Raw genomic sequence first — 11949 nt, 5'->3', positions numbered from 1 at the left:
AGTGCGGTTGGTCAGGGCCAGGGGGACAACCAGGCCAGCAGCGCCAGCCACAGCGGTGCCGTGGCCACGTAGAGGATGGTGGACACCACCGTGGCAGCCGTCACCTCGGCCTCCAGCGCGCGGTAGCGCTGCGCAAAGATCAGCGCGTTGGAGCCCGTGGGCAGCGCCGCGATCATCACGATGACGGCCAGCGGCATGCCGCGCAGCCCCAGGCCCCAGTAGGCCAGCACCAGCACGACGGCCGGCATCAGCATCAGCTTGGCGGCCACCAGGCCCAGCAGGCCGTTCCAGGTGCGCGGCCAGCCGTAGTAGGCGAGCGACATGCCGATCAGCGTGAGGCACAGCGGCACCACGGCCGTGCCCAGCGTCTGCAGCGCCTCATCCGCGACGGCGGGCAGCGGCACGCCGGTCGCGCCCCAGGCCAGGCCGGCCAGCACAGGCAGCACGACCGGGTGGATGACGGTGTTGCGCACGGTCTGCGCCAGCGTGTCCAGCAGGCTGCCGCCGCTGCGCTCGCGCGCCAGGTCAAGCTCCACCAGCGTGGTCAGCAGGCTGAGGATGCACAGCGCATGCAGGCTGACGACGGCGATGTGCAGCGCCAGCCCCTGCTCGCCGAACACGCCCGCCGCCACCGGCAGGCCCACCTGCAGCGTGTTGCCGAAGCCGGCCGTGATGGCCTTGACGCTGGGCGCCACGACGTTCTCGCCCGGCGGGCGGCGCCAGCGGTACAGCGCATACAGCAGGCCCACCAGCAGCAGCGCCGGCACGAAGAAGGCGCCCAGGAAGGCCCAGGGCAGCGCGTCGGTGTCCAGCCGCGCCGTAGTGCGGAACAGCAGCGCCGGCACGAAGATGTAGAAGGCCGCGTTGGCCAGCACGCGAGCGGGGTCGCTGTCGCTGCCGGCGGCGCCGCCGCCCAGCCAGCGCATGCGGCCCACGACCCAGCCAATCGCAACGGCCACCAGAATGGCCAGCAACTTGGCAGCGATGGCCCACGTCATGGCCAGCCCTTGTCCGGGCCTCGAGCCGACCTGCTCAGGCGGCACGCCCAAAGCACAACCGACCCCGTGGCGTGCATGCGCGCGGCGGACACCGCCGATACCCAGCTCACGCCACAGCCAGCCGAAGCTCAAAGCCGAAGCTGCTGCCGTGCCCCGCCGTGCTCTGCACGAGGATCTGGCTGCCCATCAGGCGCACCAACTGCTGGCTGATGGACAGCCCCAGCCCGGTGCCGCCCAGCGTGCGCGAGGCCTCGGAGACCTGCTCGAAGGCCTGGAACAGCCGCGCCTGCTGGGCCGCCGTCATGCCGATGCCGCTGTCGGTCACGCTGAAGTGCAGGCGCGCCTGGCCCGCCTGCACCGGCTCCAGCAGGCCGGCCGCCAGGCTGACCGTGCCGCTGTCGGTGAACTTCACCGCGTTGGACAGCAGGTTCAGCAGCACCTGGCGCAGGCGCTGGCCATCCACCAGCACCTGCTGCGGCAGGCGGGGGTCGATGTCCACCGCGAACGCCAGGTTCTTCTGCTCGGCGCGCAGGCGCACGCTGTCGCAGGCCATGTCCAGCAGCGCGCGCAGGTCCACCGGCGCGGGCTTGAGACTGACCTTGCCGGCCTCGATGCTGGCCATGTCCAGCACATCGTTGATCAGCTCCAGCAGGTGCAGGCCGGAGTCACGCATCAGCTGCAGCCGGGCCTTCTGCGCCACCGGCACGCCGGCATCCATCTGCATCAGCTGCGTGAAGCCGAGGATGGCGTTCAGCGGCGTGCGGAACTCGTGGCTCATCGTGGCCAGGAAGCGGCCCTTGGCCTGGTTGGCCGCCTCGGCGCGCAGCTTGGCCTCGTTGAGCTCGGCCGTGCGCTCCAGCACCAGCTCTTCCAGGTGCTCGCGATGACGCGCCAGCTCGGCCTCGGCCTGGCGGCGCAGCGAGATGTCGCTCACCATGCCCTCCACGCGGCGCTGCCCGCCACCGGCGTCCACCCAGTGCGCGCTCAGCTCCACCCACAGCGAGGCGCCGCCCGGCACCCGCAGCGGCAGCTGCACCTGCTGCACCCGCCCCTGCTCGTTCATCAGATGGGTGATGCGCAGCATGTCGTCCCGCGCCACGCCGGCCACCTCGCGCAGCCGCCGGCCCGCCACCGATTGCTCGCCCAGGCCCAGCATCCGCGTCAACTCGCGGTTGAGTTGCAGCACCCGCCCCTCGGCGTCTGCCTGGAAGATGCCCTGCGTCGCGTTCTCGAACAGGCTGCGGTAGCGCGCCTCGCTGACACGCAGCGTCAGCGAGGCGCGCCCCACCTGCTCGCCCGCACCGCGCAGTGCCAGGCTCATGTCGTTGAACTGCCGGGTCAGCTCGCCGATCTCGTCGGCCCGCTCCACGGTCTCCTGCGCCCCCAGGTCGCCCGCCGCCACGCGCTGGGCCAGGCCACCCAGCCGCGCCACGGGCCGGCGCACCAGCCAGTGCACCAACAGCGAACTGGCCGCCACGATGCCCACCAGCACCACGGCCATCAGCTCCAGGAAGAACACCCGCGTGCGGCGGACCTGCTCGTCGATGTGGATGCGCGTGAAGGTCAGCACTGCCGTCGCAACCTGAGCGCCGGGCGCGTCGGCACCGGGCTGGTAATTGACGGCGAACTCGCGCACCAGCAGGCCGCTGCCCGCGTGGCTGCGCTCGCGCCGCGCCAGCCCGCCACGCAGGCCCAGCCCGCGCAGCTCGATGGCGTGCACCTCGGGGTCGGCCATGACGGCGTCGAGCAGGTTCTCGATGGCCACGTGGTCCAGGTTCCAGATCGGGCCGGCAAAGCCTCGCTCGATGAGCCCGGCCATGCGCGCCTCGCGCTGCTGCAGCGCCTTGACGAGCTCGCGCTCCTCATAGACCGTCCAGGTCCAGCCCACGGCCACCACGAGCAGGCTGGCCACCAGCGCGATGCCGGCGGTCAGACGTGTCTGAATGCCTATGCTCATCAGCGACTCCCCTCGTGGCCCGTTGGCGGGCCGAGGGCGCAGCATAGGCGCAATTGCATGGAGATGATGGATTAGCGCTTGGCGGCGGTCTTCTTGGCCGGCGCCGCCTTGCCTGCAGCCTTCGCCGCCGGCTTGCCCGCGCGCGGCTCGAACTCGAAGACGACCTTGCCTTCCTTCTTGTCATAGGCCAGGAAGGCCTTGAACTTGCGGCGCGTCTTGTTGGAAACGAAGTTCTCCAGCAGGTCGGTCTTGCCCTCGGCCAGCAGCTTATGCACCTGCGGCGGCTCAATAGGCTGGGTCAGGATGACCTTGCCGGTCTTGAAGTCGCAGGTCACCTTTTCGCCCACCGAGTGCTCGCAGACGTAGTTGGCGCCATGCTCGAACACATGGCCCTGGCACTTGGGGCAGGCGCCCAGGCTCTGCTGGCCGGAGAAGTCCACCGGCTCGCCATCGTTCTCGGCCTTCTTGGCGTCCTCGCCGAAGTCGAACTCCAGCTTCCAGTTGGCGATCTCGTCGTCATAGACCAGCGCCAGCTCGGCCGTGAACGGCCAGCCCGCCTTGGAGCGGAAGCCTTCCAGCGGGCCGATCTTCTTGTTGGCGAGGAAGGTCTCCACCTCGCCCAGCTCGAAGCTGCGGCCGCCGGGGATCTTGCCGATCGAGAAGCCGCAGCCTTCGGCTGCGCCGTCCTTGCCGGTGCAGGTGAAGCGCCGGTAGTTCTCCTTGACCACGCCGCCGCAGGTGGGGCACGGCACCTTCAGCGTCGCGTAGTCGCCAGGGATGGTGTCGCGGTCGTAGCCCTTGGCCTTGGCGACCATCTTCTCGGTCATGGCCGCGATCTCGGCCATGAACTGCTCGCGGCTGAGCTTGCCCCTCTCCATCGCGGCAAGCTTGGACTCCCAGTCGCCGGTCAGCTCGGGCTTGGTCAGGTCTTCCACCTCCAGGCCACGCAGCAGCGTCATCAGCTGGAAGGCCTTGGCCGTCGGAATCAGCTCGCGGCCTTCGCGCAGCATGTACTTCTCGGTGATCAGGCCTTCGATGGTGGCCGCACGCGTGGCCGGCGTGCCCAGCCCCTTCTCGGCCATGGCCTCGCGCAGTTCGTCGTCGTCGATCAGCTTGCCGGCGCCTTCCATCGCGGAGAGCAGCGTGGCTTCCGTGTAGCGCGCCGGCGGCTTGGTCTGCAGCGCCTTCACGTCCACGCTCTCGGTGCGCACGACCTCGCCGGTGTTCACCGGCACGAGGTTGGCGTCCTCGTCGTCCACGTCCTTGCCGTAGACGGCCAGCCAGCCCGGCTTCACCAGCACCTTGCCGTTGGTCTGGAAGTGATGCGCGCCGCCCGCCGGGCCGCTCCCAAGGGCGGCGGCGTCCCCTTGGGGGACCGGACGCGTACGCGCGACCGAGGGGCCAGTCACCAGCACCTTGCTGATACGCGTCGTGACCAGGAACTCGGCCGGCGGGAAGAACACCGCCAGGAAGCGCTTGACGACCATGTCGTACAGCTTGGCCTCCACCTCGGTCAGCGCCTTGGGCGCCTGCAGCGTCGGGATGATGGCGAAGTGATCCGACACCTTGGCGTTGTCGAACACCTTCTTGGTGGGCTTGATGTAGCCCTCCTTCAGAGACTTGGCGGCGTGCTGCGACAGCGCGGCCAGCGGGCCGGGCAGGTCTTCCGTCGCCAGCATCTTGGCCGTGTCCTTGGCCACGGCCAGGTAGTCCTCGGGCAGGAAGCGCGAGTCCGTCCGCGGGTAGGTCAGCACCTTGTGCTTTTCATACAGCGCCTGCGCGATGGACAGCGTCGTCTTGGCCGAGAAGCCGAAGCGCGAGTTGGCCTCGCGCTGCAGCGTCGTCAGGTCGTACAGGCCGCCGCAGCTCGTCGTGCTGGGCTTGCTTTCTTCCGTCACCATGGCGGGCTGGCCCAGCACCGCCTTCGCGATGGCCTCAGCGTCAGCCGCGTTCCACAGCCGGTCGGCACGGCGCTCGGCGTCGTCGTTCTTCTTCCAGGCCGGGTCGAACCACTTGCCCTCGTACTGGCCGGCCTGGGCGTCGAAGTTGGCGCGCAGCTCCCAATAGTCGCGGGCGACGTGCTTGCGGATCTTCTCTTCGCGCTCCACGACGACCGACAGCGTCGGCGTCTGCACGCGGCCCACCGTCGTCAGGAAGAAGCCGCCGTCGCGCGAGTTGAAGGCCGTCATGGCCCGCGTGCCGTTGATGCCCACCAGCCAGTCAGCCTCGGAGCGGCAGCGCGCGGCGTCGGCCAGCGGCAGCATCTGCGCGTCGCTGCGCAGCTTTTCGAAGCCGTCGCGGATGGCCGCGGGCGTCATGGACTGCAGCCACAACCGCTTGATGGGCTTGTTCAGCGGGCCCTTGGCCGGCGTGGCGTACTGCTCGATGAGGCGGAAGATCAGCTCGCCCTCGCGCCCCGCGTCGCAGGCGTTGATGAGGGCCGTCACATCCTTGCGGCGGATCAGCTTGGTCAGCGCGTTGAGCCGGCCCTTGTTCTTGTCGATGGGGTTCAGGTCGAAGTGAGGCGGGATCACCGGCAGATTGGCGAAGCTCCACTTGCCGCGCTTGACGTCGAACTCCTCGGGCGCCGCGATTTCCACCAGGTGGCCCACGGCCGAGCTGACGACGTACTGCTCGTTCTCGAAGTGGTCGTCGTGCTTGTCGAACTTGCCCGCCACAGGGGTCAGCGCGCGGACGATGTCCTGCGCGACAGAGGGCTTCTCGGCAATGATCAGGGTCTTCGTCATCGGTCGTTCAATCAGGTTGTCTGTTCGTCTTCCGGGCCGAGCGCCGGGCCGCTCCCAAGCCGGCCCGTCAGGCGATGTTGACCGGGCTCCATGCCCGGTCAATCGCCGTCCCCTCGGGGGACCGGCCAAGGCACGCCTTGGCCGAGGGGTGTCACTTTCTGGTGCCTACAATCCGGGCCTCGCGCGCACGCCTACACGCACGCGCACCCATGAAATCACCGTACCACAGCGTTTGATGGCCACCAAAACACCGCGCCGCAAGATCGAAGTCCGTGACTCCGGCGTGCATGGGCGCGGCGTGTACGCGGTGGCGCCCATCGCGGCGGGCGCGCGCATCATCGAATACACCGGCGAGCGCATCAGCTGGGACGAGGCGGTGCGCCGCCACCCGCACGACCCCAGCCAGCCCAATCACACCTTTTATTTCCACATCGAAGGCGGCCAGGTCATCGACGCGCTGCACGACGGCAACGACGCCCGCTGGATCAACCACGCCTGCGAGCCCAACTGCGAGGCCGACGAGACCGATGGGCGCGTCTTCATCCTGGCGCTGCGCGACATCGAACCCGGCGAGGAGCTGTTCTACGACTACGGCCTCGTGCTCGACGAGCGCCACACAGCCAAGGTCAAGAAGCAGTTCGCCTGCTGGTGCGGGGCGCTCACCTGCCGCGGCACCATGCTCGCCCCCAAGACGCGCCGCTGACGCCATGGAGCGGCGCCACCTCGCCGAATGCGGCTCCACGAACACCGAGGCGCTCGCGCACCTGCGCGCGGGCGGCGGGCCGCTGCTGCTGTCGGCCGCACGCCAGACCGCCGGCAGGGGCCGCCTGGGCCGCGCCTGGCAAAGTGATGACGCAGCGCTGACCTTCTCGGTCGCCACCTCGCTGCCGGCCGCGCTGGATCTCTCCGGCCTGTCGCTGGCCGTGGGCTGCACGGTGGCTGACGTGCTGGACCCGGCCGGCGAACGGCTGCGCCTGAAGTGGCCCAACGACCTGTTCATGGACGGGGCCAAGCTGGGCGGCATCCTCATCGAGACCGTGTCTGTGCCGGGCGAACGCCGCGGCGTCGTCATCGGCATCGGCCTGAACCTGCAAGCGCTGCCGCCGGACGCCGACCGCAGCGCTTACGCCAGCGGCCACGCGGCGCTGCAGACGCTGGACCCCACCGCTACCGCATCGACCACGCTGGACCGGCTGGCCCCGGCCTTGCGTGCCCTGCTCGCCGACTTCGAGACGCTGGGCTTCGGCCCTTGGCAGCTCGCGTTCTCCCGGCGCGACCTGGCCGCCGGCCGGCCCGTGCGCGTCGGCGAGCGCACGGGCATCGCGCGCGGCGTCTCCACCAGCGGCGAGCTGCTGCTGGACACCGACACCGGCCTCAGCCTCATCAGCGCCGGTGAACTGAGCCTCAGACTGGAGAATCCGTCCCCATGATGCGCATCGTCGTCATCGTCCTGCTGGCAGCCAATGCGCTGTTCTTCATGTGGTCACAAGGCTGGCTGGACACCGTCACCGGCCTGCCCGCCCAGGCGGGGCGCGAGCCGCAGCGCCTGGCCGCGCAGCAGCACCCCGAGCGCATCCAGCCCCTGGCCGCCAGTGCCGTGGCCGCGCTGGCCCGCCGCAGCTGCCTGGAGCTGGGACCGCTGGACGGCGACGCCGCCCTGGCCGGCGCCCAGGCGGCGCTGCGCGGCCTGGGCATTGCCGAGCTGCAGACACGCAGCGCCCAGCAACCTGGCGAGTGGGCCGTGGCCACCATCCGGCTGGCCGACCCCGAGTTCCGCGCCCGCAAGGAAGCCACCTACAAGCAGCTGCGCCTGAACTACGACCTGCTGGAGGGCATGCCCGCCGAACAGCCCTCGTTCGTGTTCACCCGTCACGCCAGCAAGGACGCCGCCGAGGCGCAGATCGAGGCCTTCGGCAAGCGCGGCATGAAGGGCCTGCGCGTGCTGGCGCTGAAGCCGACCCAGGCCCGCCACACGCTGGTGTTCCAGGCCGACGGCCTGCAGACCGAGCGCCTGAAGGCCAGCAAAGACGCCGCGCTGGCAGCCGTGATCAAGGCCTGCGCTGCAGCGCCGGCCGCGTCGAGCGCTTCCGCAGGCTGAACGCCGCCAGCAGCAGCGACGCTAGCCAGGCCAGGCTGGCCGAACCGCCACCACCGCCGCCACTGCTGGTGGGCGTGGGGGTTGACGTGGGCGTCGGCGTAACGGCCGCTGCCGCGACGCTGACCGTGGCCGTCTGGCTGTAGACCAGGCCGAGGTTGTCGGTCACATCGGCCCGCACCGTGAAGCTGCCGGCGCCCATGGGCGTGACGGTGGCCGTCGCGGTGCTGGCGCCAGACGCAAAGGCGTTGACGATGCCGCCATTGTCGGTGATGACCCAGGCGGTGGACGCCACCGTGCGGCCGCTGGGCAGGCCAGCCGGCGTGGCGGTGAGCGTCAGCGTCTGGCCGGCGGTCAGGCCGCTGGCGGGGCTCTGCGCGATGGCAACCGTCGTGCCGTTCAAGGCCTTGGCCGCAGCGACCGCAGCGGCCGCGTCCACCATGCCGGCGCCGCAGGTGGCGGTGGTGCAGTAGCACTCCAGTTGCTCGGCCGAACCCGGCGCCACGCAGGCCAGCGTGCCGGCCGTGCCGCCGCTGGTGGGGAAGGCGCGCGCCGTGGCCTTGAGGATCTGCGTCGCCTCGGTGGACGTCAGCGACGGCCGCACCGCCGCCATCAGGCCCACGATGCCGCTGACCACCGGCGCCGAGAAGCTGGTGCCGACCGACGCGTTGCTGTTGGTGTAGCCCTCGTCATTGGCGATGGGCGAAGTCGTGCCCCGGTTGGTCGTGCTGACCATGGGGTAGAGGCAAGGCTGGCCCGAATTGATGTTGATGCAGTTGCCGCCCGGCGCCGCGATGGTCACCTCGGTGCCGACGCTGGAGAAACCCACCTTGGTGCCCACATGGCGCAGCGCCGCCACCGAGACGACGCCGGGGCAGTTGCCCGGAAGACCCACGGCCTGGCCCGCCGAGTTGCCGGCCGCCACGACGATGGTGGCGCCGGTGGCGTTGATGGCCGTGATGGCCTCGCGGTAGAGCGCGCCGGTGCCGGTGGTACCGCAACTGCCGCTGCCACCCAGGCTGAGGTTGAGCACCTTGGCGCGGTTGGTGTTGGCCGGTACGCCCGGCAGGCTCAGGCCGGCCGCCCAGCGCATGCCGGCGATGATGTCGCTGTCATAGCCGCCGCACTTGCCCAGCACACGCACGGGAAGCACCTTGAGCAGGCCGGTCTGGGCGCTGCCGCTCCAGCCCACGCCGGCCAGGCCCTGGCCGTTGTTGGCCTTGGCCGCCACGATGCCGGACACGCGGGTGCCATGCCACGAACTGTTGCCCACATCGCTGCTGTCGCAGCCGCTGCCCAGCGTGCCGCCGGCCACGTCGCTGCTGCTGACCCAGTCGCCCGGGTCGGACGGATCGCTGTCATGCCCGCCGCCGTCGTTGGCGATGGCCGTCGAGGTGTTGCCCGGGCTACCGTAGCCGATCATGTCGTAGCCGGCCACGAACTGACCCGCCAGGTCGGGGTGGTCCAGGCGCACACCGGTGTCCAACACGGCCACGACGGTGGTGCTGCTCAGGCCGGCTGTGTGCTCCCACGCGGCCGGCGCGTTGACGCTGGACACCACCTCACCCGGCGTGCTGCTGGGCGCCTTCAGATACCACTGGTCGATGGTGCGGCTGGGAATGCCGTTGGCCGTGCCCTCGGGGTTGACGGTGGCGCTGCCGAACAGCGGATCGTTGGGCACCGCCATGCGCTTGCGGCGGCCGTCGACGGCCACCAGCTCCACCTCGGCGTCGGCCACCAGCCGCTTGACGAGTTGCGCGGCGCTCAGGCCGCTGGCCGTGACCACGTGGGTGCGCTCGTCCAGGCTGAGCCCGGCGCGCAACGCGTGGCCGGTGCGCATCCCCAACGCGGTGGCGCGGGTCTGCGCGATCTCGCGCGCCTCCAGCCGCGTGGCGCGCAGGCTCAGCGCCTTGGCTCGCACGCTGTCGGCCTGCGGCTTGAAGCGGACGATGACGCGGGCCTCGGTTTCGGCCGGCGACTGGGCCGACACCGGCAGGGCCAGCACGGCGGCGGCAAGGGCAGACAGCAGGGACTTCATGGCGGGCAGCGGCCGCAAGGCGGCCGGGGCGGCTGGGGATCGTTTCAGTTTAGGCCGGGGCCCTGCCGGCCACCCGCCACAAATGCCACGCAACGGCCACTTCGCTGCGGGCGCCGCGTGGCCGTCAGCCCGCCGGGCGCGCGGCGGCGAGCAGGCGCTCCTGGTCGACCTTGCGGTCGGCCGCCACGCGCTGGGCGTGCGGGCGCTCGCCGATGAGCTTGGCGTAGGGCTTCCAGTCCACGCCGCCGGCGGCCAGCAGGTCCTCGCCGTAGATGGTCTTGGTGGCCAGCGCCACCAGCGGCAGGCTTACCCAGCCGGCGCAGTCCGCCAGCGTGAAGCGGTCACCGGCCAGGTAGGGTCCGAACTTGGCCAGCCGCTTGAAGGCGGCGATGTTCTCGGGCAGCACGCGGGCCACGCGCTGCTTGGTGCCGTCGCTGACCTTGCCGCCGAAGAAGGCCTCGGCGTACAACTCACGCGCCACCAGCTCCAGGTGCAGCTCGACGAAGGCAATCAGCTCGCGCACCTTGGCCGCCTCGAAGGGGTCGGCCGGCAGCAGGCGCGGCGTGTCGGGGTAGGCGGCCTCCAGGTAGTCGGCAATGACCTGGCTCTCGCACAGCGCGCCCTGAGGCGTGCGGATGAAGGGCACCTTGCCCAGCGGCGACGCGCTCAGCACGGCCTCGTCGTGGGAATGCGTCTTCACGTAGTCCTCGCTGAAGGGGATGCCCTTTTCCAACAGGGCCAGCTTGACCTTGTTGTAGTAATTGGACAGCGGGATGCCGCACAGCGTGATCATGGGGGTGTCTCCTGGGTGTGAGCCCGGCAGTCTAGGCAGCGCGGCCGGGGCCGCGTGCCGCCCGGGCGACATCAGCGATTGACGGCCGACCTGGAAGCCAACCAGGCCGATGAGCCGCAGCGGGACTGACGCACCCTACTTGCGCACGTAGCGCGTGGCGGTCAGCGTATCCGACACCGAACTGGTCTTGTTGTCCACATAGCCACGGCTGCGCAGTTCCATGCGGATCTCGCCGTCGGACGGGTAGGCGTCGCGGCCCTTCTGGTGCACCACCCAGACGGTCTTGCACAGCATGGTGGCGTGGAAGTCGGCCATGCGCTCCAGCTCGCCCGGCTTGCTGATGACGGCCACCAGCATGCGCGCCACTTTCACATTGCCGGTCAGGCCGTGGGACAGCGCCTCGGCCAAAGCCGGGTCCAGCGTGCCCACGGTGGGGCCGATCAGCAGCGCCGGGTTGTCGGCGCTGACGCCCAGCTTGGCGGCCAGCGTGGGCGGCGGCGCCTGCAGCTTGGCCAGCCACTTGCCGGCTTCCTTCTCGCCCAGCGCCAGCACGACGGCTTCGTCGCCAACGTCGAAACGTAGCTCTTCGCCTTCGACACGCAGGTTCTGAAGGGCGGCGATGGCCCACTTGCGTTTGAGCGCGCCGCGCAGCACGACGGTGGTGGATTCGAGCAGCGCGGTGGATTCGGCGGTCTCGCTGCCGACGCGGGCGGTACAGCTGGCTTCACGTCCCATGGGGAGTCCTCGGTGATTTCGGTCTGGCCCGCATTGTCAGTGCCCACGCGACGAGGCCGGCCACGGCGCCGCTCAGGTGGGCAAAGGGCGCGACGGCGAAGTCGAAGCCCGGCGTGTCGCGCAGCGCGGGGCCGAGAGGCTGTTCCAGCGCCAGCTTGGCGATGAGGCCCAGCAGCAGGGCCGCGCCGACAAGGCGATCGCGGCTGCGTCGCGCCAGCAGCGTCAGCGCGGCGATGGCCACCAGCGCATGCAGCTCGCCCGACAGGCCGGCATAGCGCTGCAGCTCGGGCTGGAATAGCAGGCCCAGCTGGGTCAGCGGCAGCGCGATGAGAGCGGCCACCGCTTCACGCAGGCCGAGCGCGCCGCGCTGGCCCAGCAGCGCGATGACGGAGCAGCCGGCGAGGTTGGCGCCGAGGTGCAGGGGCGTCCAGTGGACAAAGGCGGCGGTCATGGCACGCCAGGGCTGGGAGGCCAGGCGGCTGGGCTGCCAGTCCAGCATCTCGGGAGGGAAGGGCCAGGCGAGCAGCGACAGCGCAGCGAGCGCGGCACAGAGCAGGAGCCAGGCGCTGCGACGGGTCATCGCCCC

The 11949-nt window shown here is 70.4% G+C and carries 10 protein-coding genes; 3 read left to right on the top strand and 7 right to left on the bottom strand.

Going from position 1 to position 11949, the window contains the following annotated elements:
- Positions 1-11: 11 nt before the first annotated feature.
- The 3 genes from ACG0Z3_RS19220 to ACG0Z3_RS19210 all read right to left on the bottom strand — a co-directional run bounded on the left by ACG0Z3_RS19220 (position 12) and on the right by ACG0Z3_RS19210 (position 5702).
- A complete protein-coding gene (locus ACG0Z3_RS19220; protein ID WP_394400463.1) occupies positions 12-998 on the bottom strand; it encodes an AEC family transporter in 987 nt (328 codons plus the stop codon).
- A gap of 106 nt (positions 999-1104) precedes the next feature.
- On the bottom strand, positions 1105-2955 hold the full coding sequence (locus ACG0Z3_RS19215) for an ATP-binding protein (protein WP_394400460.1): 1851 nt from the start codon (positions 2953-2955) through the stop codon (positions 1105-1107).
- 71 nt (positions 2956-3026) lie between these two features.
- On the bottom strand, positions 3027-5702 hold the full coding sequence (locus ACG0Z3_RS19210; protein WP_394400457.1) for a DNA topoisomerase III: 2676 nt from the start codon (positions 5700-5702) through the stop codon (positions 3027-3029).
- 235 nt (positions 5703-5937) lie between these two features.
- Between ACG0Z3_RS19210 and ACG0Z3_RS19205 the strand changes: the two genes are divergently transcribed.
- The 3 genes from ACG0Z3_RS19205 to ACG0Z3_RS19195 are packed head-to-tail and all read left to right on the top strand — an operon-like array spanning position 5938 to position 7800.
- The gene (locus tag ACG0Z3_RS19205) at positions 5938-6405 is read left to right on the top strand and encodes an SET domain-containing protein (protein WP_394400454.1); all 468 of its coding nucleotides are present in this window, start codon (positions 5938-5940) and stop codon (positions 6403-6405) included.
- Between the two features lie 4 nt (positions 6406-6409).
- Positions 6410-7132, top strand: coding sequence for a biotin--[acetyl-CoA-carboxylase] ligase (locus ACG0Z3_RS19200; RefSeq protein ID WP_394400451.1), 723 nt, complete (start codon positions 6410-6412; stop codon positions 7130-7132).
- Positions 7129-7800 (top strand): hypothetical protein, encoded by a 672-nt coding sequence (locus tag ACG0Z3_RS19195; RefSeq protein ID WP_394400448.1) that lies wholly within the window; start codon positions 7129-7131, stop codon positions 7798-7800. Before ACG0Z3_RS19200 ends, ACG0Z3_RS19195 begins: the two co-directional genes overlap by 4 nt.
- Here the strand turns inward: ACG0Z3_RS19195 and ACG0Z3_RS19190 are convergent.
- The 4 genes from ACG0Z3_RS19190 to rrtA all read right to left on the bottom strand — a co-directional run bounded on the left by ACG0Z3_RS19190 (position 7751) and on the right by rrtA (position 11943).
- Entirely contained in the window at positions 7751-9835 is a 2085-nt protein-coding gene (locus ACG0Z3_RS19190; RefSeq protein ID WP_394400446.1) for a S8 family serine peptidase, read from the bottom strand. The two genes, ACG0Z3_RS19195 and ACG0Z3_RS19190, sit on opposite strands and share 50 nt — an antisense overlap.
- A gap of 124 nt (positions 9836-9959) precedes the next feature.
- Positions 9960-10628, bottom strand: a complete 669-nt coding sequence (locus tag ACG0Z3_RS19185; RefSeq protein WP_394400443.1) for a glutathione S-transferase family protein — start codon at positions 10626-10628, stop codon at positions 9960-9962.
- 135 nt (positions 10629-10763) lie between these two features.
- Positions 10764-11363 carry a hypothetical protein gene (locus ACG0Z3_RS19180; protein WP_394400441.1) on the bottom strand — a complete coding sequence of 200 codons (600 nt, stop codon included), beginning with the start codon at positions 11361-11363 and terminating at the stop codon, positions 10764-10766.
- Positions 11353-11943 (bottom strand): rhombosortase, encoded by a 591-nt coding sequence (gene rrtA, locus ACG0Z3_RS19175; RefSeq protein ID WP_394400439.1) that lies wholly within the window; start codon positions 11941-11943, stop codon positions 11353-11355. Before rrtA ends, ACG0Z3_RS19180 begins: the two co-directional genes overlap by 11 nt.
- Between the last annotated feature and the right edge of the window lie 6 nt (positions 11944-11949).

Origin of the sequence: Pelomonas margarita, from assembly GCF_043555875.1 — a bacterium.
GTDB lineage: Bacteria > Pseudomonadota > Gammaproteobacteria > Burkholderiales > Burkholderiaceae_C > Pelomonas > Pelomonas margarita.
This window is presented reverse-complemented; position numbering and strand designations above follow the sequence as displayed.

Excerpts from the sequence above, each read along its gene's own strand:
- ACG0Z3_RS19205 (WP_394400454.1), top strand. The coding sequence starts at position 5,938 with ATGGCCACCAAAACACCGCGCCGCAAGATCGAAGTCCGTGACTCCGGC.
- ACG0Z3_RS19195 (WP_394400448.1), top strand. The coding sequence starts at position 7,129 with ATGATGCGCATCGTCGTCATCGTCCTGCTGGCAGCCAATGCGCTGTTC.
- ACG0Z3_RS19185 (WP_394400443.1), bottom strand. The coding sequence starts at position 10,628 with ATGATCACGCTGTGCGGCATCCCGCTGTCCAATTACTACAACAAGGTC.
- ACG0Z3_RS19215 (WP_394400460.1), bottom strand. The coding sequence starts at position 2,955 with ATGAGCATAGGCATTCAGACACGTCTGACCGCCGGCATCGCGCTGGTG.
- ACG0Z3_RS19220 (WP_394400463.1), bottom strand. The coding sequence starts at position 998 with ATGACGTGGGCCATCGCTGCCAAGTTGCTGGCCATTCTGGTGGCCGTT.
- ACG0Z3_RS19210 (WP_394400457.1), bottom strand. The coding sequence starts at position 5,702 with ATGACGAAGACCCTGATCATTGCCGAGAAGCCCTCTGTCGCGCAGGAC.
- ACG0Z3_RS19190 (WP_394400446.1), bottom strand. The coding sequence starts at position 9,835 with ATGAAGTCCCTGCTGTCTGCCCTTGCCGCCGCCGTGCTGGCCCTGCCG.
- rrtA (WP_394400439.1), bottom strand. The coding sequence starts at position 11,943 with ATGACCCGTCGCAGCGCCTGGCTCCTGCTCTGTGCCGCGCTCGCTGCG.
- ACG0Z3_RS19200 (WP_394400451.1), top strand. The coding sequence starts at position 6,410 with ATGGAGCGGCGCCACCTCGCCGAATGCGGCTCCACGAACACCGAGGCG.
- ACG0Z3_RS19180 (WP_394400441.1), bottom strand. The coding sequence starts at position 11,363 with ATGGGACGTGAAGCCAGCTGTACCGCCCGCGTCGGCAGCGAGACCGCC.